Origin of the sequence: Parachryseolinea silvisoli (assembly GCF_021190955.1) — a bacterium.
In the GTDB taxonomy this organism is placed as follows: Bacteria; Bacteroidota; Bacteroidia; order Cytophagales; family Cyclobacteriaceae; genus Ohtaekwangia; species Ohtaekwangia silvisoli.
This window is the reverse complement of the sequence record NZ_JAIOAO010000007.1, coordinates 183,928-209,829: the sequence shown is the minus strand read 5'-3', so window position 1 is coordinate 209,829 and position 25,902 is coordinate 183,928. Positions and strand designations below refer to the sequence as shown.

At 54.0% G+C, this 25,902-nt stretch carries 23 protein-coding genes; all 23 read left to right on the top strand.

The window, feature by feature from the left end; translation table 11 throughout:
• The first annotated feature begins 1 nt into the window (after window position 1).
• Window positions 2-1,744: a hypothetical protein gene (locus K7P01_RS29915; protein ID WP_267298276.1), complete on the top strand. Its 1,743-nt coding sequence runs from the start codon at window positions 2-4 to the stop codon at window positions 1,742-1,744.
• Window positions 1,741-3,282, top strand: coding sequence for an aldolase catalytic domain-containing protein (locus tag K7P01_RS29910; RefSeq protein ID WP_267298275.1), 1,542 nt, complete (start codon window positions 1,741-1,743; stop codon window positions 3,280-3,282). Before K7P01_RS29915 ends, K7P01_RS29910 begins: the two co-directional genes overlap by 4 nt.
• Window positions 3,279-3,977, top strand: a complete 699-nt coding sequence (locus K7P01_RS29905; protein WP_267298274.1) for an acylneuraminate cytidylyltransferase family protein — start codon at window positions 3,279-3,281, stop codon at window positions 3,975-3,977. The genes K7P01_RS29910 and K7P01_RS29905 overlap by 4 nt, the downstream gene beginning before the upstream one ends.
• Window positions 3,955-4,587, top strand: a complete 633-nt coding sequence (locus tag K7P01_RS29900; RefSeq protein ID WP_267298273.1) for an HAD family hydrolase — start codon at window positions 3,955-3,957, stop codon at window positions 4,585-4,587. The genes K7P01_RS29905 and K7P01_RS29900 overlap by 23 nt, the downstream gene beginning before the upstream one ends.
• A gap of 14 nt (window positions 4,588-4,601) precedes the next feature.
• Window positions 4,602-6,023: an MBOAT family O-acyltransferase gene (locus K7P01_RS29895; protein ID WP_267298272.1), complete on the top strand. Its 1,422-nt coding sequence runs from the start codon at window positions 4,602-4,604 to the stop codon at window positions 6,021-6,023.
• Window positions 6,024-6,026: 3 nt separating this feature from the next.
• On the top strand, window positions 6,027-6,878 hold the full coding sequence (locus tag K7P01_RS29890; protein WP_267298271.1) for a hypothetical protein: 852 nt from the start codon (window positions 6,027-6,029) through the stop codon (window positions 6,876-6,878).
• A gap of 16 nt (window positions 6,879-6,894) precedes the next feature.
• A complete protein-coding gene (locus tag K7P01_RS29885; RefSeq protein WP_267298270.1) occupies window positions 6,895-7,626 on the top strand; it encodes a glycosyltransferase family 29 protein in 732 nt (243 codons plus the stop codon).
• A gap of 7 nt (window positions 7,627-7,633) precedes the next feature.
• Window positions 7,634-8,755: a glycosyltransferase family 4 protein gene (locus tag K7P01_RS29880; RefSeq protein WP_267298269.1), complete on the top strand. Its 1,122-nt coding sequence runs from the start codon at window positions 7,634-7,636 to the stop codon at window positions 8,753-8,755.
• The gene (locus K7P01_RS29875; RefSeq protein ID WP_267298268.1) at window positions 8,752-9,849 is read left to right on the top strand and encodes a glycosyltransferase; all 1,098 of its coding nucleotides are present in this window, start codon (window positions 8,752-8,754) and stop codon (window positions 9,847-9,849) included. The genes K7P01_RS29880 and K7P01_RS29875 overlap by 4 nt, the downstream gene beginning before the upstream one ends.
• Before the next feature lie 8 nt (window positions 9,850-9,857).
• Entirely contained in the window at window positions 9,858-10,994 is a 1,137-nt protein-coding gene (locus K7P01_RS29870) for a glycosyltransferase (protein ID WP_267298267.1), read from the top strand.
• 32 nt (window positions 10,995-11,026) lie between these two features.
• Window positions 11,027-12,061 (top strand): GNAT family N-acetyltransferase, encoded by a 1,035-nt coding sequence (locus K7P01_RS29865; protein WP_267298266.1) that lies wholly within the window; start codon window positions 11,027-11,029, stop codon window positions 12,059-12,061.
• Window positions 12,062-12,064: 3 nt separating this feature from the next.
• Window positions 12,065-13,285, top strand: coding sequence for a hypothetical protein (locus K7P01_RS29860; protein ID WP_267298265.1), 1,221 nt, complete (start codon window positions 12,065-12,067; stop codon window positions 13,283-13,285).
• Entirely contained in the window at window positions 13,282-14,289 is a 1,008-nt protein-coding gene (locus K7P01_RS29855; RefSeq protein ID WP_267298264.1) for a polysaccharide deacetylase family protein, read from the top strand. Before K7P01_RS29860 ends, K7P01_RS29855 begins: the two co-directional genes overlap by 4 nt.
• Window positions 14,267-15,457 carry a glycosyltransferase family 4 protein gene (locus K7P01_RS29850; protein ID WP_267298263.1) on the top strand — a complete coding sequence of 397 codons (1,191 nt, stop codon included), beginning with the start codon at window positions 14,267-14,269 and terminating at the stop codon, window positions 15,455-15,457. Before K7P01_RS29855 ends, K7P01_RS29850 begins: the two co-directional genes overlap by 23 nt.
• Window positions 15,458-15,482: 25 nt before the next feature.
• A complete protein-coding gene (locus K7P01_RS29845; protein ID WP_267298262.1) occupies window positions 15,483-16,088 on the top strand; it encodes a sugar transferase in 606 nt (201 codons plus the stop codon).
• Window positions 16,081-16,692 carry an acetyltransferase gene (locus tag K7P01_RS29840; RefSeq protein ID WP_267298261.1) on the top strand — a complete coding sequence of 204 codons (612 nt, stop codon included), beginning with the start codon at window positions 16,081-16,083 and terminating at the stop codon, window positions 16,690-16,692. The genes K7P01_RS29845 and K7P01_RS29840 overlap by 8 nt, the downstream gene beginning before the upstream one ends.
• A complete protein-coding gene (locus tag K7P01_RS29835) occupies window positions 16,689-17,324 on the top strand; it encodes an acetyltransferase (protein WP_267298260.1) in 636 nt (211 codons plus the stop codon). The genes K7P01_RS29840 and K7P01_RS29835 overlap by 4 nt, the downstream gene beginning before the upstream one ends.
• Complete coding sequence (xrtF, locus tag K7P01_RS29830; RefSeq protein ID WP_267298259.1) at window positions 17,321-17,863, top strand: exosortase family protein XrtF; 543 nt, start codon at window positions 17,321-17,323, stop codon at window positions 17,861-17,863. The genes K7P01_RS29835 and xrtF overlap by 4 nt, the downstream gene beginning before the upstream one ends.
• Window positions 17,856-18,260: an exosortase F system-associated membrane protein gene (locus tag K7P01_RS29825; protein WP_267298258.1), complete on the top strand. Its 405-nt coding sequence runs from the start codon at window positions 17,856-17,858 to the stop codon at window positions 18,258-18,260. Before xrtF ends, K7P01_RS29825 begins: the two co-directional genes overlap by 8 nt.
• A gap of 122 nt (window positions 18,261-18,382) precedes the next feature.
• Entirely contained in the window at window positions 18,383-19,531 is a 1,149-nt protein-coding gene (locus tag K7P01_RS29820) for a DegT/DnrJ/EryC1/StrS family aminotransferase (RefSeq protein WP_267298257.1), read from the top strand.
• Between the two features lie 65 nt (window positions 19,532-19,596).
• Window positions 19,597-23,703 (top strand): T9SS type A sorting domain-containing protein, encoded by a 4,107-nt coding sequence (locus tag K7P01_RS29815; RefSeq protein WP_267298256.1) that lies wholly within the window; start codon window positions 19,597-19,599, stop codon window positions 23,701-23,703.
• 8 nt (window positions 23,704-23,711) lie between these two features.
• Window positions 23,712-23,912, top strand: coding sequence for a hypothetical protein (locus K7P01_RS29810; RefSeq protein WP_267298255.1), 201 nt, complete (start codon window positions 23,712-23,714; stop codon window positions 23,910-23,912).
• A 19-nt stretch (window positions 23,913-23,931) separates the two neighbouring features.
• Window positions 23,932-25,833 (top strand): polysaccharide biosynthesis protein, encoded by a 1,902-nt coding sequence (locus tag K7P01_RS29805; RefSeq protein WP_267298254.1) that lies wholly within the window; start codon window positions 23,932-23,934, stop codon window positions 25,831-25,833.
• Window positions 25,834-25,902 lie beyond the last annotated feature (69 nt).

Sequence of the window (25,902 nt, the reverse complement as noted above, 5' to 3'; positions counted from 1 at the left end):
TATGGCCAAGACTCTCCATTTAACTAAATCTTCGCCGCTGCATATACCGTCCACACCGTTTCTGGACCTGGCGGGTGAGGCGGATGCGGCCCAACGACTGGCGCTGGGCGAGCACACCAAACAGGATTTTCTGGCGCTGGTTGAAAAAGCCGATCTGCTGTTGGATGAAATGATCCCGCGGCTGACAGCGTTTTACACGACAACGTTAGATCTGCACGTCACGGCGCGCGAAGCGGAGTTCCTCGTATACCGGTCGCTCACGTTCCTGGTGCGGCAGTTCCTGGGGAGCTATTACTTCCTGCAGCAGGCAGATCTGCAACAAGTAGAGTTTATCACACTGGCGGAGGAGGACTTCCTGGCGCCCAACAGCGATAACCAGATGACGGACGCGCTGAAGAACAGCGACTTCTTTTCACTGCAGATTTTTACCACGATTCTGGAAGCGCGCGGCATCGCGACCCGGCGCCTGCGGCATCAGGACTTTGTTGATGCCAGCAACCATTCGCGCCAGAAGATTCACAAAGACGAACGGACATCGCAGCTGCTCTATTCGTATGCAGCCTTGAAAGCGCGCTTTTCACGTGTACAAGAAGGTGCGTCTTCTCATGCTGTTCAATTCATCAAAGGAGGGCTGCACGGTTCGGTTGCACACGTGGAGATGGGCCGCATGGCGGTGCCGTTGTTCAACGGCATCTTTCTGTTCCGCACCGATACGGCATTACGTGGTACCCTCAGGCAGGCATTACAGCGGCCAGGTGACGACACCCTGGTGCAGGCCTTTGCCGCCACGCTGGCGGCCTGTTTGCCCCGCACGTATGTGGAGGGCATGCGGTATTACCTGCGCGTGGCCAACCAGCAGATGGCACGCTACAAACGCAGCGTTACGCTGCCGGCCTATGTCGTAGCGGATCGCTTTTTCTACACACACGAGCGCTTTTTTGTGCGCGAGATGATGCGGGAAGGCGTGAAGCTGTGCGTGGTGCAGCACGGCTCGGTGTACGGAGAATCTAAAATGGCCATTTGGGAGCGCAGCGAAGCGCGGGTGGCTGACCTCTTTCTGACGTGGGGCTGGCGCAAACAGGAAAACCAATTGCCATACCACGCCGTCAAGCTGGGCTCCTTGCAAAAGCGGCCAGCGCCGACAGAGGGCCAGTTCAAGGACCTGTTGTGGCTTACCCGCGGTTCCATTGGCAACTCGGGGTGGGAATACTTGTTATTCTTCGATTATGATCGGGTGCAAGAGCAGTTTTACCTGCGCCTGAACGAGCCGCTGCGGCAACACATTGTGCTGCGGTTGCTTACGACCCGGTTTACGAAGAAAGACAATGTATCGGTCTGGCGCTACCGCTACCCCGGCATTCGGGTGGATTACATGGAAGGAAAGCTGGTTGACAAGCTCAAAACGGCTCGTATGGCGGTGATTGACTACTTCTTTTCAACGGCTTTTCCGGAATGTATCCTGACGGACACGCCGGTTATCGTGTTTGAGGAGAACAAAACACCCGCATTTTCTGATATTGCCCGGCCGGTTTATGATCAGCTGGCTGCTGTCGGGGTGGTGCACTTTTCTTACCTTAGCGCCGCCGATTTTATCAATACCAACCTGGACCGGATCGACGCGTGGTGGCAATCGGCCCCCGTGCGGGAAGCCATCAATGCTTATAAGCTCTTATTCGCCCGGGAGGCCTCGGCCGCCGGCGACATTAACATATATTTTAAGACGAATACAGGGAAGACGCTATGAAAATACTCGATTGCACACTCCGCGACGGAGGCTATTATACCGAATGGGACTTCAGCCCGGAGCTTGTGAAGACCTATTTCCAATCCTTCAACAACCTGCCGGTAGATTACCTGGAGATCGGCTACCGCAGTAACCCCATGAAGGAATACCTGGGCGAGTACTTCTACTGCCCGCAATATGTACTGGAGAACGCCAGGGAGACGTCGAAGACCAAGCTGGTCATTATCCTGAACGAAAAAGATGTACGCCCTGAGCACGTACCGGCGTTGCTGAAGCCTTGCGTGGGCATCATCACCATGGTGCGTATTGCGCTCGACCCCGAGCAACTGCCGCGCGCGCTGAAGCTGGCGGAGGCCATCAAGAAACTGGGCTTTGAAGTAGGTTTCAATATCATGTATATGTCGAAATGGAAACAATACAAATCGTTCCTCGACGAGATTAAATATGTGGATGCCGTGGCCGATTATTTCTATATGGTGGATTCGTACGGTGGTGTATATCCGCAAGACGTAAAAGAAACCATCGACATCGTCAAGCAACGCACCTCGGTGAAGCTGGGCTTCCACGGTCACAACAACCTGGAGCTGGCGCTGATCAACTCGCTGACGGCGGTGGAGAACGGTGTGTCGATGATCGACGCTACCGTAACCGGTATGGGCCGTGGCGCAGGCAACCTCAAGACCGAATTGTTGTTGACGGCGCTGAACGCGCGAGACAACCTGAAGGTAGACTTCAATGCGTTGAGCACGGTGGTGGATGCTTTTGAGAAACTACAGCAACACCATGGCTGGGGCACAAACCTGCCCTATATGGTATCGGGCGCAAACTCGCTGCCGCAGAAGGATGTGATGGAGTGGGTGACCCGCCGGTTCTATTCCTTCAACAGCATTATCCGTGCGTTGAATAATCAGAAAGAAAAGGTACAGGACAACCAGAAACTGCCCGTATTTCAACCTGCTAAAAAGTATAAACGCGCCATCATCATCGGTGGCGGACCGAATGCACGCCTACACCGTCAGGCCATTCGCGAATACATCCAGGGCAAGGAAGCCGACACGTGTCTGATCCACGCCAGTTCGAAAAACGCAGCGGACTACGACCACCTGGCCATCGATCAATACTTCTGTCTGGTGGGCAACGAAGGCCACCGGCTGGAAAACGTATTCCTGAGCCTGAGCAACTTCAAAGGCCAGTGTGTGCTGCCGCCGTTCCCGCGCAAGATGGGAACGTATATACCAGACGCCATCCAGGACAAGAGCTTTGAGCTGCCCCATATTGATTTCACGACCACGCTGACCGATTCGCACACCGCGCTGGCGCTGCAAACGGCGCATCAGCTTGGCGCGATACAGCTATTGCTGGTGGGCTACGACGGCTACCAGGAGAAGACTATTTCACAACTGGAGAAAACCCTGGCGGATGAGAACGAATACCTGTTCCGGGCGTTCCGCGAATTTACCGGTAATGAGCTGAGCTCGCTCACACCGACCAACTATAAAAGTCTTCCGGTCACTTCTGTCTACGCATCGCTGGTATGAGTCAGGATATTTGTTTTTTTCTTCCTACGCGGAAGGGAAGTCAACGGGTCAAGTCGAAGAACACCCGCGTGTTTGCCGGTGTAGAAGGCGGCATTCTGGAAGTAAAGCTGCGTCAGCTCCAGCGCTCGCGCGCCATCAGCCGCGTGGTACTTTCCACCAACGACGAGCTGTCGATGGAAATAGCACGCAAACTGGATCCGCAAGGGGAGAAGATTCAAGTGATTCAGCGCCCGGATCACCTTTGCCTGGATACCACGGTGCTGACAGACCTGATCAAATACGTGCCGGAGATCATCTCCGAGTCACACATCATCTGGGGCCATACCACAACGCCGTTCGTAGACGCCGCCGAATACGACCGCGGCATCGGGCTATATTTCGAGAAGCTGAAGGCGGGCTATGACTCGCTCATCAGCGTCATGCCGTTGCAGAACTTTCTGCTCGATGCGCAGGGAAACGTCTCGAACTACGACGCGGGGGCCAACCGTTGGCCGCGCACGCAAGACCTGCCGGTGCTGTACGAGGTGAACCACGCCATGTTTATCACATCGCGGGAAATCTACCGCAACGAGAGTAACCGCGTAGGCGCGAAGCCCTACCTGTACGAACAGGACAAGATCAAATCTTTTGACATTGATTGGGAAGATGATTTTCTGATAGCTGAAGCGATCTATGATAAACTTTTCAACGTATAAGTGCCTGTTGTGGGACTTCGACGGTGTGCTGATGGACTCCATGCCGGTGCGCGACGAAGGCTTCAAACATGTGCTGGCGCAGTATCCCAAAGAGCAGGTTGACCAGCTGATGGTTTACCACCGCATCAACGGCGGTTTGTCGCGGTATGTCAAGTTCCGCTACTTTTTCGAAGTGATTCGCAAAGAATCGATTACCGAAGAACAGGTGCAAGCCATGGCTGCCGAGTTTTCGACGGTGATGAAACGGTTGCTGCTGAACGAGCAACTATTGATTCGGGACTCGTTGGACTTTGTTCGCCGCAAGTACCAGGACGTGCCGATGCACATCGTGTCGGGATCGGATGGTGTCGAGCTTAACATGATTTGCCGGAGCCTAAAGCTCGATCATTATTTTGTATCGATTCACGGCTCACCGACACCCAAAAACCAGCTGGTGGCAGAAGTGCTGGCCAAACACCAATACGACCCCGCGAAAACGGTGCTGATAGGAGATTCTATCAACGATCACCAGGCGGCGGTGGCCAACGGGATCGACTTTATTGGTTATAACAACCCCGAATTTGATCATAACGGTTTTCACTATGTCCAGTCGTTCTCTACAGTCTCCTAACAACCTCTGCGCTGATGCTTTTTAATTCCGTTATTTTTCTCATCTTCTTTGTCACGTTTTTCTTCGCCTACTGGTTTGTGGTAGGACGCAGCATGCGCTTACAAAATGTCCTTATCCTGCTGGCCAGCTATCTGTTCTATGGTTGGTGGGATTGGCGGTTTGTGTTTTTGCTGATGCTGTCTACACTCATCGACTATTTCTTTGGTCTGATCATTCACCAATCCACCACACAGGCAAAGAAGAAGCTTTACCTCTGGCTCAGCATCGTTAACAACCTCGGCATTCTCGCATTCTTCAAGTACTATAATTTCTTTGCCGAAACGTTTCAGGAATTCCTGGCGGGCTTCGGACTGGAAACACATCCGTATGTGCTCAACATCCTGCTGCCCGTCGGCATTTCATTCTATACGTTCCATGGCATGTCATACGTGCTGGACATCTATAACGGCAAGGTGACGCCGTTTAAGAACTTTGTCGACTATGCGGTATTTGTGTGTTTCTTCCCGTTGCTGGTGGCCGGTCCGATCGAACGGGCGAATCACTTATTACCACAGGTGGCGAAGCCCCGCGTGTTTCGCTATGAGCAGGCCATGGACGGCTTGCGTCTGATTGTATGGGGCCTCTTTAAGAAAGTTGTGATTGCCGATAACCTGGCGGTGATCGTCAATGACATTTTCAGCAACTACTCCCATGAGTCTGGCTCTACGTTGGTGTTGGGGGCTGTTTTTTTTGCCTTCCAGATTTACGGCGACTTCAGTGGCTATACCGACATCGCCTTGGGTACTGCCAAACTGCTGGGCTTCGAGCTGCTGACCAACTTCAAATTCCCGTACTTCTCGCGCGACATTGCCGAGTTCTGGCGTCGGTGGCACATTTCGCTATCGTCGTGGTTCCGCGACTATGTATACATTCCGTTAGGCGGTTCTGCCGGCGGCAAAGCGCAAGCGCTACGCAACATCTTTGTGATCTTTCTGCTGAGTGGGTTCTGGCATGGCGCCAAGTGGACTTACATCCTGTGGGGCGGATACCATGCGTTGCTGTACGTGCCTTTGTTTATGGTCAACACCAACCGCAAGCATACGGGGGAGATTGTGGCAGCCAATAGCTGGTTCCCTTCTGTGCGCGAAACGTTCCAGATGGTGCTCACCTTTGTGCTGGTCACCATCGGTTGGATCTTCTTCCGAGCCGACACCGTGCGGGATGCTTTTCACTACATACAGGGCATTGGCCACCATTTGCTGACCATGCCGAAGTATGCGGACTCCTTGCTGCTGGTGGCCTTGCTGCTGGTCCTGGACTGGCTGTCGCGGCGTGATGAGCGGAGACCTCATGCGTTCATACCGGCCTTGCCGTATGTGCTGGTGCTGACGATCATCCTGTTGCTCTTTGGCAAGGGACAAGAAAATAATATTGAATTCATCTATTTCCAGTTCTAGGATATGAACAAATTCCTGCGCCACATTCTTTTGGGCCTCGGGGTGCTGCTGGTGGTTAACCTGCTATATGTCGGGGTGATCGGGGGCAACCTGCGTTCGTATGAAAAGAAATACCTGGACTGCCCCGAGCGGTTCCGGTTGTTAGTCCTGGGCGATTCACATGCCAACCGGTCATGGGCCGGCAACACCGATTCCCTCCGCTATAACTTCGCGCAGGGTTCCGACAACGTGACCGACATGATGATGAAATTGGAGTATGCCATTCAACATAACCGGTTTGAAGGTAAGAAAGCGGTAGTGCTTCCGTTCGAGCCGCATCTGGTGTCGGTATACCGGGAGGAAAAGCAGAACAACACCGTCAACAAAACGATCAATAATCCATACCTGAACAAACACGTGGTATATTGGCTGCCGTTGTTCTTCGATGCGAATACGGGTTTTGATACCAAGCGCTATGTGCTACAGATTGGCAAAAAGCCGGCGGATCCGGAAAAAAATACATTCAGCAAGGGGCGCGCTCGCTCGCGGGCGGCGGCACAGTTTCCCGACAGCACGGTCAGCCGCAAGCTGCTGCGCGAATATCAGGCATTGATTACCCGGGCCCGGCAGGGTGGGTATGATATTATACCGGTGCGTTACCCGGTGCATCCCTATTACGATTCGCTCGTGCGCAACCGCCCGGAGAGTGCGTACCTGACAATGGTTGTCGACTCGCTGGCAAAAGTCAACGGGCTAACGGTACGCGACTTTACACCGGAGCTGCAAAACGAAAGCTGGTACGTGGACCAGGATCACCTGAATAAAAAGGGAGCGGCGGTATTTATGGAAAAATTTGCCGAGGTGTTTCATGATTAACCCACGAAAAAGCGTTATGAAAAAACTGATTCATGCTTGCCGTGGCCTGTTGCTGGCGACGACCAACATTCATGTATTTCCGATGGAGAAATTCAAAGGGAAACGTATTGCCGTGGTCGGACCCGCTACGTCAGCCTTTAATACCGGCAAGGGGGCCTATATCGATGGCTTCGACCTGGTCGTACGCGTGAATAAATCGGCGTTGACGATCGAGGCGGGCAAGAGTAGCGCAGACATCGGTACCCGCACCGATATTCTATTTCACTGTTTTCTTGAGAACATGCACAGTGGCGGTGGTCCGCTGGACTTTGATATGTACCGCCGGCAGGGCGTGCAGTATGTTATCAACCCGCGCAACGAATGGTCGGGTCTTCGCAATACCTTTAACTTTTACAAGAAGTATTTAACCGCGCAGCCCACGTATGTGTTGTCGCGCAAGCTATACAACGACATTAACCAATCGCTAGGAAGCTACCGTCCGACGACGGGCTACTCGGCGCTGTGTACGCTGCTGGAGTCCGATTTTTCGGAGCTATACATCACGGGCTTTACGTTCTTTAAGACGGCGTATGGTGACGGCTACCGCGACGACATGAAGCAAGCCACGCAGGCGCGTGACTTTATGCAAGGAGTGGGACTGCACAATCCGGATTTGGAGTATGAGGCCTTTAAGAAGCGCCTGGCACGGCACGCCGGCAAGAATGTGCAGATGGATACGACATTGCGAGGGATTTTAGATACTCAATAAGCCACTTATGAAGATTGTCTATATCTCCGACTCGGCTATTCCGTCCTCCAGTCCGAACAGTGTGCACGTCATGAAGATGTGCCAGGCCTTTGCCGTGGCCGGCCACCAGGTGACGTTAATCGGCAAGAATACAACCGCTTGTTTTCAGAATGTGCAGGATATACATGCGTTCTACGCGGTGCAGCGCAATTTTGATTTGACGATCCAGCCGCGCAAACCTTTTAAGGGTTCGGGCGCCTGGTATAACCTCAGCATGGCGTGGCGCGTGCTCGGACTGAACGCAGACCTTGTCTACACGCGGTCTATCACGGCGGCGTTCTTCCGGTTATTGTACAACCTGCCCGTGGTATTTGAGGTGCATGAGCCCTTCGAAGGCAAAGGCACACGGCTGCGCCGGATGTTTGCTTTTATTGTACGTCACCGGAAGCTGCAAAAGCTGGTGGTGATCTCGGCCGCGCTCAAGCGTTATTACCAGGATAACTTCGGGTTGCCGGCATCGGCCATACACGTGGCGCATGACGGCGCAGACCCGTTTCCGGCGGGGGCGCCGGCGTTACAAGATGCAGGCTTCAGCGTGGGCTATGTGGGCAGTTTATATCCCGGCAAAGGCATGGAGATTCTCGTGCCCCTGGCACAGGCATCGACGGCAGTACATTTCCACGTGGTCGGCGGCAGCAAACAACAGATCCAGGCGATTCACGATCGCGTGGGGGCGTTGCCGAACCTTACGTTTCACGGCTTTCAGACGCAACAGGCTTTGCCTGGTTTTATCCGCTCGTTTGATGTGCTGATTGCACCGTATACCGATCAGGTTATTGTCAGTGAGAAGCGCGGTGCCAACAACCTGGCGTTGTGGATGTCGCCGCTCAAGCTGTTTGAATATATGTCTGCGGGCAAACCCATCATTACCTCGTCGCTGGCGGTGATCCGCGAAGTAGTACAACACGAAGAGACGGCGCTGCTGTGTGATCCGGCGTCGCTGGCCGAATGGCAGGCGGCCATTGCGCGCCTGCAGCACGACGCGGGGCTGCGGCAGAAGCTCGGGGCACAGGCGCTCCGCGAGTTTACCGATCATTACACATGGGAACAACGTGCTGTTGAAATTTTAAACGCCATACAGAAGGCATGAAAATCCTGCAACTGATACAAAAGCCTCAACTGCGCGGCGCGGAGATTTTTGCGAGCCAACTGTCCGCGCACCTGGCCGAAGCCGGTCACGAGGTGCGGATGGTGTGCCTGCTGCCAGGCGAGGCCAAACTGCCCTTTCCCGGCACGGTCGTACGGTTTGACCGCCCGCTGAGCAAACGCTTTTTTGACATTGCCGGCTGGCGACAGCTGGCTGACTACATTCGTGAATTCCAACCCGACATTGTACAAGCCAATGCGGGTGACACGCTGAAGTTCGCGGTGTTCTCGCGCCTTTTGTTTGGCTGGAAGAGCCGGCTGGTGTTCCGCAATGCCAACAAGGTGAGTGACTTTATCGACACGAAACCCAAGTTGTGGCTGAACCGATTTTTTGCACGCCGCGTGGACCACGTCATTTCTGTCAGCGAACTGTGCCGCCAGGATTTTGTGCGCACGTATGGTGTGGATGCTGCCCGTACGACGACGGTGCCGATCGGTATTGAAGAGACCGCACACGACTTGCCGTTACCGCCTGACTGTGCTGCCTATTTTAATACACCGGTGCTCTTGAACGTCGGCAGCCTGGTGCCGGAAAAGAACCAGGCCGCCCTGGTACGCATAACCAAAACCCTGGTGGATACGGGCATACCGGTGTGTACGCTGATTGTGGGCGACGGCCGTCTGCGGTCGGACCTGGAGCAGCAGATTCGTGCACTGGGACTGCAGCAGCATGTATATCTGTTGGGGTATCGCAAGGATGTGCTGGCGCTGATGCGGCATGCCCGTGCGTTTGCCATGCCGAGTAAGATCGAGGGACTGCCCGGGGTGATCCTGGAAGCCTTTTATTACGACCTGCCGGTCGTGGCGTCCGACGTAGGTGGAATCAGCGAAGTGGTGATGCCTGGAAAGACCGGTTGGCTGATTGCCAAAGACGACGAAGCGGCCTTTACCACAGCGGCGCGCGAAGCACTGACTATTTCCGAAGCTTCGCTGCAGATACGGCGTGATGCGCGCGCGGAAGTAGAGCGTGCGTACCTCAACCGTCAGATCGCACAGCGGTTTGCCGATGCTTATCAACGCGTCGTGACCCGGAACTAAAGAACGTTATGGAACCGAAGATCAAGATACTGCACATCATTAAATCCCTGGGACGCGGTGGCGCCGAGATGCTCTTGCCCGAGACATTGCGGCTGCACGACCACGCCCGGTATGAATTTCATTATATATATTTCCTGCCCTGGAAGGACCAGATGGTGGGAGCGATCCGCGAGCATGGCGGTATTGTCACGTGCTTTGACGCGGGCAATAACATCAAGCTCTTGCTGCGGGCGAAAGCCGTGGCAAACTATGTGCGGAAGCATGATATTCAATTGATTCACGCGCACTTACCGTGGGCGGGCGTACTGGCGCGCATCGTAGGCAAGATGACGGGTGTGCCCGTGATCTACACCGAACACAACAAACAGGAACGGTATCACTTCGCGACGCGCTTGCTGAACCTGGCCACCATGAATTGGCTCACGGCAGTCGTGGCCGTGTCGGAAGACGTAGAACAATCCATTCGTAAGTATAAGCCCACATTGAAGGCTCCGTTGCAGACGATTCTGAACGGTGTCAACACCGAGCGTTTTGCCCCAGGCTATGGCGGCAGTGATGCCGTGCGCAAGGCCTTTGGTATTCCCGCCGATGCTCCGGTGATCGGCACCGTGGCAGTGTTTCGTTTTCAAAAGCGCCTCGATCTGTGGATGGAGACCGCGAAAGAAATATTGAAGCAGGTACCGGCGGCTCATTTCATCATCGTGGGGGACGGTCCACTGCGCGAGCCGCTATACACCCGCCATGCCGAGCTTGGTTTAAAAGAACGTGTACACTTTGCCGGCTTACAAACCGAAGTGCGGCCGTACTTTGCCACGTTCAGTTTGTATATGATGAGCTCGATCTTTGAAGGCTTGCCCATTGCGCTGTTGGAGGCTATGTCTTCAGGCTGTCCGGTGGTGACTACCGACGCCGGCGGCATCAAGGAGGTTGTTCGTCCGGACATTGACGGGCTGCTCTGCAGCGTGGACGAGCCAGAGAAACTGGTGGCGTTGGCGGCAGGCGTGTTGCAAGACGAGCCAAGACGCAAGGCATTGGGAGCACAGGCACGCGTACGGGTGCAAGAGCGCTTCAGCATGGAAACGATGGTGCAGGGATTGGAGCAGATTTACGAACAACGGCGGCAAAAAAGCTCGCGCATGAAATAAGAAATGGCGAATTTTACAGGTCAATCAATACTATGGACATCCGGATCGCACAGGAACGAGACATTCCCGGCATTGTAGAATTGCTCAAGAAAAGCCTGGGCGAAAGCTTGTTACCCAAGTCAGAACTATACTGGCGCTGGAAGCACGTGGAAAATCCCTTTGGCGTGTCGCCTGTGCTGGTGACGTTTGACGGTGATGAGTTGGTAGGCGTACGCGCCTTTATGCCTTGGAGATGGCAACGCGCCGACGGCCAGGTGTTACAGGCTGTGCGCGCGGTCGACACCGCCACGCATCCGGATTACCAGGGCAAAGGAATCTTTAAAAAGCTCACACTGTCACTGTTGGAGTATTGCCTGCAGCACGGCACACACGTCGTTTTTAACACACCCAACCAGAACAGCAAACCTGGTTATTTGAAGATGGGCTGGCGCGAAGCTGGCAAATTGCCGATACACATTGAACTGCTGCGGCCGGTGTCGATGGTCCTGGCCAGATTGAAACGGCGCCGCGCGGCCGAGTATGTAAACGACGACCGTGTACCGGGCATTGCGGCGCGGCGGGCACCCGACAGCGCAGGTGTGGCAAATTGGCTGGAGCATCCAGGCGTGGCGGCGGTGTTGGAAAGTAGCCGTCAGCAACGCGGGCAGACCTGGTATACCCCGCATACGCGCGAATCGCTTTTGTGGCGGTACTACCACGTGCCGGTGGTACAGTACGGTGCGCATGGCATGATGCGTGGCGAGCAATTAGCGGCGCTGATGTTTTACCGCCTCAAACCTTCGGGCATGGGCGTGGAGTTTCGTGTGGCTGACATGTTTGTACACGCCGATGTTTCCAAACGTGCGCTGGCCGCATGGGTGAGGGCAGAAGCGCGGCGTCAGAAGGCTGACTATATTACGGTGTCGGGTTGCAATCCGTGGTATAAAGGCAGTGGATTGCTTAACTTCCGGGGCCTGCGCATCGGTCCTGGTGTCACCATTCGCGCCGTGGCATCGGAAGAAAAATTAGCGGACTTGGCAGCGTTTCGCGCCTGGAGTCCGTCATTGGGAGACCTTGAATTATTCTAAAGCATGTTAGGAGGATTATTAGTACTGGTTCTGACGGGATTGATCTCGTTCGCAGTCATCGGCCGCCTGAAGCGTCGGCATCCTGTGATGGATGCGCCGCTTATGCGCAATATGTACTGGTGGCACATCCTCCTTTCGTTTGCGTACCTGGGCTATGTAGCCTTTAACCCGTCGGACTCCCGTGCGTATTATCACAAGGTAGAGAGCGGATTCCGCGGCGATACGTGGGGCGCGTTTTATGGCACCAGCACAACCTTTATTGAGTTCGTTGGCTATCCCTTTATTCGGTACCTGGGATTTTCGTACGAGGCCATGATGGCGTTGTTCTCCTTCCTGGGGTTTCTGGGCTTCCTGTATTTTTATATCTTCTTCCGGGAGAACATCCGGTTTAAGCACCAGTTCATGGGCTATGACCTGCTCACGCTCACATTCTTTTTACCTAACCTGCACTTCTGGTCGTCGTCTTTTGGAAAAGGCTCGATCATTTTCCTGGGCCTTGGATTATACTTTTTTGGTATCAGCAATGTGCGCAAGCGTCTTTTGGCAGTAGCCATTGGCGGGTTGATCATTTACCACGTACGCCCGCACATCATGCTGGTACTGCTGGTGTCGTCGGCGGCCGGATTTATATTCTCTTCCCGCGGGGTGAGCGTTGCCTGGCGCGTGTTGTTTTTGCTGGGCGCCTCGGTGGCATTCTTTTTTATCTATCGCGATGTTCTCTCCATGGTCGGCATTGACGAGGAACAGTTTATATCACAGGGGCTTGATATGTCCCGGCGGGCAAAGGAGCTTACCAAGGCTTCGTCCGGAGTGGATATTACACAGTATAGTTTACCGATGCAGGTGTTTACATTCTTATACCGCCCGTTGTTTGTTGATGCGCCCGGTGTGCTCGGTATCATTGTATCGTTCGAAAATGTTTTTTATGTAGCCGTCACGCTGAAGATTCTGACAAGCCTGCGCGGTATCAAGTTCTTATTTACCGGTGACTTTCTGGCTAAGAGCGCCTTCTTTAGCTTCCTGACCGTTTCGGTCGCCCTGGCGCAGATTGCCGGTAACCTGGGATTAGCCATGCGGCAAAAAAGCCAGGTTATGATTCTGTTGCTATTTGTCGTGCTGTCATACATGGAAGCGGAGAAACGAAAGGTATTTGCCGCCGTACGACGGCGTACCCCCGTGCGAAGGCCCCAACCTCCATCCCCATCAACAACCCCTGCTGCATGAACGGAATTTTTACGATATCCCTGGACTTTGAGCTTCACTGGGGCGGCTTTGAGAAGTGGCCGCTGCAACAATACCGTCAGTATTTCCTGAATACCCGCAAAACCATTCCCAACATGTTGCGGGCATTTAAGCAACACGATGTACATGTAACCTGGGCTACTGTCGGAATCCTGATGCATAACACCCGGCGCGAGGCGGAACGCCTTTACCCGACGGAGCGGCCAGGATATGCGCAACAAGCGTTGTCGGCGTATCAATACATGGAGAATACCGGCATCGGTGAAGATGAGCCGACCGACCCATTTCACTTCGCGGCGTCGCTGGTGAAAGAAATACTGCATACGCCGAACCAGGAACTCGGGTCGCATACCTTTTCGCATTACTATTGTAACGAACCCGGGCAAACCGTGGACCAGTTCCGCGGCGATCTGCGGGCAGCCCAGCAAACTGCGGCCCTGCACGGCAAGCGCCTGACGTCGCTGGTGTTTCCGCGCAACCAGTTTAACGAAGACTACCTGCGGGTGTGTTACGAGGAGGGCTTTACGTCGGTGCGCGACAACCCGCGCGACTGGTTCTGGAACATTCGCAGCACCCGAAACGAGTCTCGCTGGAAACGGCTCAACCGCGGTGCCGATGCCTATATACCGCTCGGGAAAAAGAATACCTATACGCTCGATAGCATCGTTATTCAACCCGGTATGCCACTTTGCCTGCCGGCCAGTCGACTATTGCGGCCATACAGCCCGGGAGAATATTTTCTGAACGATATGAAGATCAATCGTATCTGCCAGGAGATGGAACGCGCGGCCAGAAACCAGGAAGTATACCACCTGTGGTGGCATCCGCACAATTTCGGCAGCTATCCCGAGCAGAGCATGAAAGGATTGGAAAAGATTCTGCAACACTTCGACTATTGCCGTAAGCTTTATCAGATGAGCAGTCTGACGATGGGGGAGACGGCAGACTATATTTACCAGATGCATGGAAAAGACCAGGTTGCTTAGAATTACTACCGTTCCCTTATCGTTACATGTATTGCTGCGAGGCCAGTTCCGGTATATGCTGGCACAGGGCTTTGAAGTGCACACCATGAGCGCGCCGGGCAAAGAAACGGACGACGTGCTGGCGGAGGGTGCTCAACACCACGTGGTGCCGATGACACGCAAGATCACTCCCCTGCAAGACCTGGTGTGTCTCTGGAAAATCATTCGCATTATACAGCAGGTGCGTCCGCATATTGTCCATACCCACACACCCAAGGCGGGCCTGCTGGGTATGTTGGCCGCCTGGTATTGCCGCGTGCCAGTGCGCATGCATACCGTGGCGGGTTTACCCCTGATGGAAACCCGCGGCGCAACACGCCGGCTGCTGGAAGCCGTAGAGAAGATTACGTACCTGTGTGCCCACCGGGTATATCCCAATGCCGAAGGGTTGAAAGAATTTATAGTGCAGACGCTGCGCGTGTCGCCGCGCAAGCTCACGATCATTGGCCGCGGTAGCACTAACGGTATCGATACTTCTCTTTTTAAACGTACACCGGTGTTAGAAGAAGAGGCCGCCGCCATCCGGCAACGGTATGGTATTCAACCGGGCGACGTGGTATTTTCCTTTGTAGGACGGATTGTAAAGGATAAAGGTATTGGTGAACTGATCCGGGCTTTCCGGCGGTTGTCGGAGGCGTCTTCGGGGAGGCTATTTTTACTGCTGATCGGCGCGTTTGAACAGGATCTCGACCCGCTGACACCCGAAGACTATGCTTTTCTGCAACAAGACCCCCGCGTTATTCTGGCCGGCTTTCAGCGCGATGTAAAGCCCTGGATTATGGCTTCCGATGTGTTTGTGTTCCCCAGTTACCGTGAAGGTTTTCCCAACGTGGTAATGCAGGCGTGCTGCCTGGAGGTGCCATGTGTTGTTTCGGATATCAACGGCTGTAACGAGATCATCCACCGGGGGGTAACAGGCCTGATTGTAAAGCCCAAGGATGCCGACGCACTGCATGCGGCCATGAACACGCTGATGCAGGATGTTGCGCTGCGACAGTCCTTTGCGGCCGCGGCCCGAAGTTATGTGGTTGCCAATTTTGATCAGCAGTATGTCTGGACGTCGTTGCGGGAGGAATATTATCGCCAGGTTGCGGACCGAAAGGTTCCGCAGTTGGGTGCATCCGCTTAACTTCACGCTGTAAAATCCGAGTTACGTGTATCGATCTGTCTGTAAGCCCCTGTTTGATTTTTGTGTTGCCTTTGTCGCCCTGATCCTGGCTTCGCCTCTTATCCTGGGATCGATGCTGGCCCTGGCGATTGTAAACCGGGGCAAAATCTGGTTTCTGCAACCGCGCCCTGGCAAGAACGGTAAGATTTTTACGGTCATCAAGTTTAAGACGATGACTGACGCCCGCGACGCACAGGGTGTATTATTGCCTGATGCCGATCGCCTTACCGCAGCCGGGAAGTTTATTCGCAAGACCTCGTTGGATGAGTTACCTCAGTTGATCAACGTGCTGAAGGGCGATATGTCGCTGGTGGGACCGCGGCCGTTACTGGTAGAGTACTTGCCGCGCTATAACCCCGAACAGGCGCGTCGCCACGCTGTACGACCTGGCATTACCGGGTGGGCGCAGGTGAACGGTCGTAACGCTATATCCTGGCAACAGAAGTTTACCTACGATATTTGGTATGTCGACAACCTCTCGGCGGCATTAGATATAAAAATCTTATTTTTAACGGTCATGAAGGTGTTTAAGGCCGACGGCATCACCAGTGACACGTCCGTGACCATGGAAAAATTTATGGGCAATGAATAAAGTGATCATACAAGGCGGTGGTGAGCATGCACGGGTCGTGCTGGATTGCCTGCAGGCGCAGGGTGTGCAAGTCATGGCATTGTTTGATCCCCAATATACCGGCGACCTGTGGGGCGTGCCGCAACGCGGGGCCTATGATCCTGCTTTTATGCCCGAAGCCCGGGCCGTTGTGGCCATCGGTAACAATGCCGTACGCAAGCATGTGGCCTCGATCACGCGCCACGAATATACGAATGCCATACACCCGTCGGTGATCGCCTCGTCGCGTGCCTCTTGGGGTATTGGTAACATGGTGATGCACGGCGTCATCATTCAGGCGCAAGCCCGCATCGGCAATCACTGCATTCTCAATACGGGCGTGCGTGTAGACCACGACTGTATCATCGACGACTTTGTACACATCGCGCCGGGTACTGTCCTCTGTGGCACGGTATCGGTTGGAGAGGGTACGTTTATCGGCGCCGGGGCGGTAGTGATTCCTGGAAGGAAAATAGGTGTGTGGGCGACGATCGGCGCGGGCGCTGTCGTAACCAGCGATATACCAGATTATGCTGTCGCGGTTGGAAACCCTGCGCGGGTCATTAAGTATACAAACGTATCATGAAAAAGCGACTGCTCATCTACGGGGCCGGCGGCCTGGGCCGCGAGGTAATGTCACTGCTGCTGGCGTTGCCGGAGTGGTCGGTCGAAGGCTTTGTCGACGATGGCGTGGCGCCCGGGCAGGTGGTAGTGCCCGGGCTGGTCGTGAAAGGTGGGTTGGAATTTCTGAATGCCTATCCGGAACCGATCGATGTCGTGCTCGGCATTGGCGATCCGCGTAGTAAAGCGGCACTCGTGCGCAGGATTGTTAATCAGCATGTGCGGTACCCGGTCATTATACACCCCGCAGCCATTTTACAAAACCGGCCGGCGATTCAGTGCGGCGCCGGCTGTATCATCACCGCCGGCTGTATACTGACGACGGACATCATCCTGGGGGATCATGTACTGCTGAATTTAAATGTTACCGTCGGGCACGACACCGCGCTCGGCCATTACACTTCGGTCATGCCCGGAGTAAATATCTCTGGAAGAGTAACGATCGGAACGTCGGCCTATATAGGTTCGGGCGCCAACCTGCGTAACAGTGTTGTCATTGGCGAGGGCAGTGTGGTGGGCATGGGAGCTGTGGTCCTACGCGATGTACCTGCCGGCATAACGGTGGCCGGTGTACCTGCTAAACCCCTGGTGCGATGAAAAACTTTTCGTTTGCTGAGTTCCGTCCTACGGTCTTTTTTCTGTTGCGTTTTGTCGGGCTATATATGCTGACGAACATGCTGTACGGCATTTATATTACGGCATATCATCCGAAGCCCGATCCCATCACCCACATCGTCACCGTGCAAACGGCAGCGACGCTGCGTGCGACGGGGTGGGCGGTGATCACAGAAGACCATTACAGCCGGCCGGTCACCAACCTGGTGTTTGAAGACCAGGAGATACTGGCGGTGTATGAAGGGTGTAACGGCGTCAACACCATGCTGATGTTCCTGGCCTTTATCGTGGCCTTTGGACCCTGGCGCAAACCGATGCTGTGGTTTATACCGATGGGCATTGTAGTGGTTCACCTCATAAATCTGCTGCGCATCAGTCTGCTATTCTTTGTATCGCGCACGATGCCCGATGCGATGTACTTCGTACACAAATATCTGTTCACCGCGTCTCTGTACGCCGTGATCTTTGTGCTGTGGATCATCTGGATCCGGAAATTTACCCGTAAGCCGGCGCATGCATAAGGGGCTTACCCTGCGATGGACGTTGGGCGTGGCGTGCGTCACCGGTCTGGTGCTGGTCTTCCTTTTTCAACGGCTGGATGTGGCGGGTGCGTGGCACCTGGCATCCGCACCCCTGCACAAATTTCTGATCAACCGCACGGTTCGGTTCTTGCTTAACGACCTGCTGGCCATCGGCCTGATCCATGCCCTGTTTTATGAACGCAAATACCTGTTGTTCGCCATATGGGTGCAAGTGGCCGGTACCGTCCTGTTTCTACTGCCGTATTTTGTGCTGAAATTGTACTTTCCGCTGTACAATGGCCCGCTCATTTCGTATCTGCACCGGCTCATATTGAACCCCACCTTACTCATGCTCCTGATCCCGGCCTTCTACTACCAGCGCACCCGGACGGGTTAATTGCTTTTTCTCGTAGGATTACCTCCACATTTGGCCTGCGAATCGTATATATTTGCGCCGCCGTCAGGCAGCCTGTGGTTCAGGATGGCCGTCAAGGCGAGTAGATTATCATTCAGTAAGACATGAAGGAAAAGATTTGGTTATCATCCCCGCACATGGGCGGCGCGGAGGTTAAATATGTGCAGGAAGCGTTTGAAACCAATTGGATTTCGCCAGTAGGCCCGCACATTGGCGCGTTTGAAACCTCGCTTGCGACGTATAACGATATTCCGTATTGCGCGGCGCTAAGTTCGGGAACGGCCGCTATTCACCTGGCGCTGATCCTCCTGGGGGTTAAGCAAGGTGATGAGGTTATCTGCTCAACCTTTACTTTTTCGGGCTCCTGCAACCCGATTGCCTACCAGGGCGCCGTGCCGGTGTTTGTAGATTCAGAGCGGTTGACATGGAACATGGACCCTGTGTTACTGGAGGAGGCCATTGTAGACCGTCAGAAAAAGACGGGGCGTAAGCCCAAGGCCATTATCGCCGTACACCTGTATGGTATGCCGGCCCAAATTGAGGCGATCATGAACGTTGCGCGACGCTATGAGATCCCCGTGATCGAGGACGCCGCCGAGGCGCTAGGGTCGACTTACCAGGGTAAGAAACTCGGTACTTTTGGCGATATGGGCATCTATTCCTTCAATGGTAATAAAATTATTACCACATCGGGCGGGGGGGCGCTGGTAGCCCGCAACGAAGGGTGGATACAGCATGCGAAGTTCCTGGCCACCCAGGCACGCGACCCCGCGCCGCACTACGAACACAGTCATATAGGATTTAACTACCGCCTGAGTAACGTTTGCGCGGGTATCGGCAGGGGCCAAATGGAAATTCTGCCCACGAGGATCGAACAAAAGCGGAAGATATATGCGTACTATAATAACGAGCTGAAAAATTTTCCCGGAATTGAATTCCTGCCCGAGCCGGAAGGAGCATTTTCGAATCGCTGGCTGACGACGGTCCTGCTGGATGAAAAAATTACCGGCTTCGCACCGGAGACCTTACGTCTGGCGCTGGATGCCGAAAACGCGGAAAGCAGGCCACTGTGGAAACCTATGCATTTGCAGCCCATCTTTAAAGACTGCCCCGCTTATAGCAATGGCGTCTCGGAAGAGCTTTTTCGGCAGGGACTTTGCCTGCCGTCGGGGACAAACACAACAGAGGAGCAGTTTTTGCATGTTATCGATACTATAAAACGGCAATGGGTTACTAACGTGTCCGTTCGCTGATAAACTTTCTGTAACTGGATTTTTCGAGTACATTTGTACATTAAACGGCTTTAAATATTACATCCATGAGACTTTGGTTCCTTATAGCCATTCTGGCCCTGTCTTACCAGAATGCGGCAGGGCAATCCACCGGGGATTACCGCACAGCAGGTACGGGTGACTGGAACAGCGCCGCAACCTGGCAACGATTTGACGGAGCGGCCTGGGTCGCAGCCGCGACCTACCCGACCTATACGGCGGGGGCCATTGCCATTCGGAACAACCATACTATTACAATTCCGGTCGGGGTCTCAATCACGGCCGACCAGCTGACGTTGAACTACCGGCTGATAGTAGACGGCATCATTACCGTGGCCGATGGCGCGGGTACTGACCTGATCCAGCCTGTCACCGCCTCGTTGGTGGTGGTAAACGGGATCTTTGTCCGGACCAACGGCTCGACCATCGACAATCAGGACGTCGCCAGCCGCCTGCGCTTCAATGCCGGGTCTGAATATCGCCATCAGCACTCCACTTCTGTAGGTACGCTGCCCACCGCACAGTGGAATGCTACCTCTACGGTCACGCTTACGTTTGCCAACATCGTGGCGATTACCGCAACCGACAACAGCTGGTCGCAGACGCTGGGCCATGTGACCTATAACTCTCCGAACCAGGCCGCCCTGGTTGACTTTGCGGGTATGCTCACAACAATAACGGGCGATCTGCGGATTGTCAACACCGGGACGAATGTTGTACAGTTCAGCGACAGTCAGAATCTGACACTGGACGTGGCAGGTGAATTTACAACAACCGGCTTGGCGCGTTTCAATCTGTCAGTGTCAGGCGTCGCCACGATGAATGTGCAAGGGAACTTTACGTACCTGTCATCTATCCCGGCGGGTTCGTACCTGACTCATACCGGTACCAGTACATTGAACATTGCCGGAGACTTTACCATGAATGCTACGGCCAACGGCCGGATCCGGCTGGGCAACGCGGGCACCACCGGTAACAGTACCATTAACTTCCAGGGTAACTTCCTGCTCGTGACCGGCCGCATCGAAGAGGTCGGCTCCAATCCCACACAAGGAAGTCTGCGATTCCTGGGCAATGGCACACGCACCTATGTCAACAACGGTTATATAGTGGGGTATATCAATACCTATATCAGCCCTCAGACAACGCTGAACGTCGGTACTTCGCCGATCACCGGCGCAAGCCCCGCAGCCTTCGTGCTGGAAGGGACGCTGATCGTGGGTTCGCTTGATGCGTTGGGCGCCATTCAAAACTCGTCTACTCGCGGTAACATTCGCACGGTAGGCACTTATCGGACGTATGCGGCCGGTTCTACGATCGTATATGGTGGTGCGGGCGCGCAGTTCATCGGCGCCGGGCATCCCACTACAGCTGACATTACCACGGCCATCGACAACTCGGCCGGTGTAACGCTGGCGTCGGCTGTTACGATTAATGGGGCGCTAAGCCTGCGCAGCGGCAGCCTGAACCTGGGCGATACGTATTTATTGACGCTTAATGGTACAGTGAGCCGAACCAACGGCTCATTCGGCGGCACCAGCCTGTCGAAAATGACGATTGCCGGCACTACCGGCGGTAGCGTTGGCACGCTGGTCTTCAACCCGTCCGCCAATCACATAGGCACGCTGACACTTAACCGCACCGGCGCGAACGCCGGCGTGACGCTCAATAGCACACTTCACGTCGGTACGTTGCTGAGTCTGAATAACGGCGTGTTTACCAATACCTCGGGCCTGACAATGGACAACCATGCAACGATCACCCGTTACAATACCGGCTCGCTAACAGGTGAAGCGCCGGTAGCGACAGGCACTTATAATGTAACCTACCGCACGGCGACCGTAGCCGGCGGACCGTATGCGTCCATCAACGCAGGGCCGGAGCTCCCCTCCAGCGCAACTGCGTTGGGCGACTTGACGATCTATACCAACCAGATACAGGAAAGTGTCAACCTGACTCAGGCAACCAGCGTCAACGGAACGGTAACGCTGACGCGCGGCACACTCAACGCTGGCGCACAGACACTGACCATGCAAGGCCCTTCCTGGGTGGACAACACCGGCAACTTTGCCGCAGGTACCGGCACTGTAATCTTTAACGGTACTACTTCGGTAGGGGGGGCCAGCAGCACAACCTTTAATGACATCGAGCTGGCATCCGGCAAGTCGTTGACGTTGACCGTGAATACCACGATCAACGGCGATATCACCTTCGCGCCCGACGCCACATTTAGTATGGGAACCACCATTGTCACCTTCGGGGGCGCGGCCGCACAGACCGTCTCTGCCGGAGGAGCGACATTCTCTAATATTAACGTAACGAAATCGGGTGGAGCTGGCGTACAGCTCACATCGACGCTGAACCTGACGGGACTTCTGCAATTTGTCAGCCCTTCCAGCAATGTTACCGTTGCCTCTAATGGTAACCTGGTAGTACGATCGACAACAGATGCGCCAGGCGGCACAAATGGTTCTATCTATAGACTGCTGAGTGGCAATACGATCTCAGGTGACGTAACAGTGGAGCGCTACATGAGTCCGGAAGGCCGGATCTATCGCTATTTGTCGAGTCCTGTGACCAATGCCATGGTAGCGCAATGGAAGGATGATTTCCCTATTACCGGCAAGTTCCAGGACCCGAGCCCCACACAGACCATCTGTGGCGACAACATTCGCTCGAATGCATATTCGATGTACCGCTACGACGAGACCGCGACAGGCAATGTTGATGCCGGCTACGTCGGCTATCCGCTGGTGGGTACGTCGACAACTAACAGTCCCCTGGAAACAGGCAAAGGCTATGCGGCATACATTCGTGAATGTACGGTCCCTACTGTCGTAGACGTTACCGGACCGATCAATCAGGGCACCATCACATTTCCTGTTACCTACACAGCGACCCCTGACGTCGATGCAAACGGCTGGAACCTCATAGGCAACCCGTACCCGGCGACCATCGACTGGGATGTGTCGGGTTGGACCCGCACCCGCATGTCGGTTGTAATCGCGATTGTCGACAATGGCACGGGTATGATGCGTTACTACGAAGCAGGTGTAACGAATGACATTCCGAACGGACAGATTGCTCCGAGTCAGGCCTTTTTTGTGCGGGCTACAGGAGCAAGCCCGGTATTGCGACTAACAGAATCGGTAAAGGTAACGCCGGTAGCTGAATTCTTCCGTGAGCGCGCACCGATTGAAATTCCTTCGTTCGCAGTGGTACTTTCCGATGGTCAGCGATCCGATGCTGCTTATGTAAAAGTACAAGACGCCGCACAGCCCGGACTCGATAGCCTGGATGCGCCCAAGCTTTACAATCTCGGAGGGTTCAGCTTCTCGACTCTTGCCGCAGACGATCGGGCCATGGCGATCAACGCCGTAAGCGCGCTGACCTGTAACACCGTCTTTCCCCTGGAAATGACGCGCGTCGAGGCCGGATCATACAACATCGCGCTGACAACCAAAGTAATAACCGGGTATCACTTTATGCTGACCGACAAGTACCTCGGTAAAACCGTGGAGCTGAAGTCAGGCACGTATGCCTTCACCATAGATGAAAACGAGGCTTCAAAAGACCCTCACCGCTTTAGCGTGAGTGTTGCAGATGATGCCCTTGCAGGGATAACGATCGAGAGCCCAGCTGTCGTGGATGCTGCTTCTGCTGAGCATACCGTGCAGGTTTCTGGCACGACTTCGGGTGTAAGTTATACTTTGGTAAATGCTGCAGGAACACTTATTGCAGGTCCTGTACAGGGCACGGGCGCTGCGATCTCTTTCCAGTTGCCCGTCGAGGCACTACAAGATGGTGCCAATGAATTGAGCATCAATTCATTGGGAGGATGTTCACCTGAGGTTTTCAAAACGTCGTTTGAAGTATTGAAGGCAGCTCGCGAGGGGATAAATGGGGAACAAGGCGCCGTTTTGGTGAGCGCTTACCCGAACCCCGTAGCCGACCAACTTACGCTGCACATCGTCGACAGCGACGTACGCAGTATTCAGGTGACAACAACCATGGGGCAGGTGATATCGTCCGTACCGGTGGTAGCAGGCCAATCGAACTATACCATAGATGCGAGCGCATGGGGCAGCGGACTATACCTCATGGTTGTCGACAAAAACAGTATTAAAAAGAGCTATCGGTTGATCAAGAAATAATCACGTAAATGAATTTTGTTAAAAAGGCCCTCTTCGTCGTAGTTTTTATGCTGATAGCTAACCGCGCCATAGTTTATGCTCAACCCACGAATCCTCCGGGTGGTGACCCCGATAAGGTGCCCATTACAGGTATCGAGTACCTGTTGATTTCTGGTGGACTGCTCGGAGGGTACAAGCTCTTAAAAAGAAAAAAGGCGAAAGAAGAGTAGTCACTTAAATACTAGTTTTTTGATTAGAATCATTAACAGGCTCACGGTATTACCGCGATACATCGTTATCCTGATTGATCAGTTCCTGATCCTTTTTTCAGTCTCGCTAGCCTTTCTGTTGCGGTTTAATTTCGATACGACAATCGTATTGGAGTATAATCCTTTCCCTGGAATTCTCGTCTTTTTGCTGGCCTCCCTGTTCTCTACGTTTATGACGAAGAGCTACGCCGGCATAGTCCGGTATACCGGCATCCAGGACGGTCTGCGCATCGTACGCACCGAGCTCCTGAGCATGGTCCTGATTGTACTGATCAATTTGATTTATCACTACAATGCCGGACGGAATATCATTCCCTTCTCCGTCGTTTTTATCTCCTTCTTTATATCCTCGCTGCTGTTGTACCAATACCGCCTGATGGTAAAGAACGTATTTACTTTCTATAAGGGCGGGCATCGATCCAAGGTGCCGGTCATTGTGTTCGGCGCCGGTGTAGCAGGGTTTCTGACCAAGCAGGCGCTCGAGTCTGATATGACGTCGCAGTACAAGTTGGTGGCTTTCATCGACGACGACCCGAAGAAGAATGGTAAGGACATCAATGGCATCAAGATCTACAGCGTCGACAAACTCGGCGAACTGGCCAAGAAGTTCAAGGCCAAGAAGCTGATCATCGCCATCAAGCGAATCTCGATCGACCGTAAGAACGAGATTGTGGACGAAGCGCTCAACCACCAGTTACGGGTGAGCTACGTAACGTCGTTCGAGAAGTGGATACGCAATAACTTCGACGTAAAGGAGATCCGCGATGTCAATATTGAAGATCTGCTGGGCCGCGAGGTGATCCGGTTGAACAATGGTGCAATCGAAGCCGATCTGACAGGCAAAGTCATTTGTATTACCGGCGCGGCAGGCTCGATCGGGTCGGAACTGGCCCGTCAGGCACTGAGCTTCAAGCCGCAGAAACTGATCCTGATCGACCAGGCCGAGTCGCCGCTATATGAAATTGAGCGCGAGCTGACAGGCAAGAGCCTACAGACGACTATTGTCGTGTTTGTAGCTGACGTCTGCAACAAGGTGCGCATGCATCGCATCTTTAACGACTACCGCCCACAAATACTCTTCCACGCTGCAGCCTATAAGCACGTGCCCCTGATGGAAAGCAACCCTTCGGAGGCAGTATCGGTTAATATTTTTGGTACACGCCAACTGGCAGACCTGGCGGTGGAGTTCAAGCTGCAGAAGTTTGTCATGATCTCAACCGACAAGGCGGTGAACCCCACCAATGTGATGGGCTGCACCAAGCGCATTGCCGAGATTTACGTGCAGTCGCTGGACCGCCACCTCGAACTGTTGGGTAAAGCGAGCAAGACCTCTTTTGTTACTACACGCTTTGGCAACGTGCTGGGCTCGAATGGCTCCGTGATTCCAATCTTTAAAGAACAGATCCAGAAGGGTGGACCGCTGACGGTGACACATCCCGACATTACACGGTACTTCATGACTATACCCGAAGCCTGCGAGCTGGTAATCGAAGCCGGCGTAATGGGGCAGGGGGGTGAGATCTTTATTTTCGACATGGGCAAGCCCATGAAGATCTATGATCTGGCCAAGAAGATGGTGATGCTGTCGGGCAAAGAGCTCAATAAAGACATCGAAATTGTCTTTACCGGTCTACGTGACGGCGAGAAGCTTTATGAAGAGCTGCTGAACGACAAAGAAAATACTATTCCAACGCACCATGAGAAAATCATGAAGGCGAAGGTATCAGAATATCAATACGACGAGATTTGTCGTAACCTCGACCTGCTCGAGGACTTCATCCACGACCGCAATGAACACAAGATGGTGACATTGATGAAAGAGATCGTGCCGGAGTATAAGAGTAATTACTCGCGCTTCCAGGTATTGGACGTAGCGCCATAACAAATCCTTTTAGCACAAGCACACAATAGCGCAGAGTACGTTCGCGGTACTGCCGTCCCCTGGACTGCC

What these genes read in the sequence shown, in the direction of transcription:
- xrtF (WP_267298259.1), top strand. Translation starts at nt 17,321, where the DNA reads ATGAAAAACTTTTCGTTTGCTGAGTTCCGTCCTACGGTCTTTTTTCTG.
- K7P01_RS29875 (WP_267298268.1), top strand. Translation starts at nt 8,752, where the DNA reads ATGAAAATCCTGCAACTGATACAAAAGCCTCAACTGCGCGGCGCGGAG.
- K7P01_RS29890 (WP_267298271.1), top strand. Translation starts at nt 6,027, where the DNA reads ATGAACAAATTCCTGCGCCACATTCTTTTGGGCCTCGGGGTGCTGCTG.
- K7P01_RS29905 (WP_267298274.1), top strand. Translation starts at nt 3,279, where the DNA reads ATGAGTCAGGATATTTGTTTTTTTCTTCCTACGCGGAAGGGAAGTCAA.
- K7P01_RS29820 (WP_267298257.1), top strand. Translation starts at nt 18,383, where the DNA reads ATGAAGGAAAAGATTTGGTTATCATCCCCGCACATGGGCGGCGCGGAG.
- K7P01_RS29855 (WP_267298264.1), top strand. Translation starts at nt 13,282, where the DNA reads ATGAACGGAATTTTTACGATATCCCTGGACTTTGAGCTTCACTGGGGC.
- K7P01_RS29895 (WP_267298272.1), top strand. Translation starts at nt 4,602, where the DNA reads ATGCTTTTTAATTCCGTTATTTTTCTCATCTTCTTTGTCACGTTTTTC.
- K7P01_RS29815 (WP_267298256.1), top strand. Translation starts at nt 19,597, where the DNA reads ATGAGACTTTGGTTCCTTATAGCCATTCTGGCCCTGTCTTACCAGAAT.
- K7P01_RS29840 (WP_267298261.1), top strand. Translation starts at nt 16,081, where the DNA reads ATGAATAAAGTGATCATACAAGGCGGTGGTGAGCATGCACGGGTCGTG.
- K7P01_RS29915 (WP_267298276.1), top strand. Translation starts at nt 2, where the DNA reads ATGGCCAAGACTCTCCATTTAACTAAATCTTCGCCGCTGCATATACCG.
- K7P01_RS29835 (WP_267298260.1), top strand. Translation starts at nt 16,689, where the DNA reads ATGAAAAAGCGACTGCTCATCTACGGGGCCGGCGGCCTGGGCCGCGAG.
- K7P01_RS29850 (WP_267298263.1), top strand. Translation starts at nt 14,267, where the DNA reads ATGGAAAAGACCAGGTTGCTTAGAATTACTACCGTTCCCTTATCGTTA.
- K7P01_RS29825 (WP_267298258.1), top strand. Translation starts at nt 17,856, where the DNA reads ATGCATAAGGGGCTTACCCTGCGATGGACGTTGGGCGTGGCGTGCGTC.
- K7P01_RS29900 (WP_267298273.1), top strand. Translation starts at nt 3,955, where the DNA reads ATGATAAACTTTTCAACGTATAAGTGCCTGTTGTGGGACTTCGACGGT.
- K7P01_RS29885 (WP_267298270.1), top strand. Translation starts at nt 6,895, where the DNA reads ATGAAAAAACTGATTCATGCTTGCCGTGGCCTGTTGCTGGCGACGACC.
- K7P01_RS29810 (WP_267298255.1), top strand. Translation starts at nt 23,712, where the DNA reads ATGAATTTTGTTAAAAAGGCCCTCTTCGTCGTAGTTTTTATGCTGATA.
- K7P01_RS29860 (WP_267298265.1), top strand. Translation starts at nt 12,065, where the DNA reads ATGTTAGGAGGATTATTAGTACTGGTTCTGACGGGATTGATCTCGTTC.
- K7P01_RS29880 (WP_267298269.1), top strand. Translation starts at nt 7,634, where the DNA reads ATGAAGATTGTCTATATCTCCGACTCGGCTATTCCGTCCTCCAGTCCG.
- K7P01_RS29910 (WP_267298275.1), top strand. Translation starts at nt 1,741, where the DNA reads ATGAAAATACTCGATTGCACACTCCGCGACGGAGGCTATTATACCGAA.
- K7P01_RS29865 (WP_267298266.1), top strand. Translation starts at nt 11,027, where the DNA reads ATGGACATCCGGATCGCACAGGAACGAGACATTCCCGGCATTGTAGAA.
- K7P01_RS29870 (WP_267298267.1), top strand. Translation starts at nt 9,858, where the DNA reads ATGGAACCGAAGATCAAGATACTGCACATCATTAAATCCCTGGGACGC.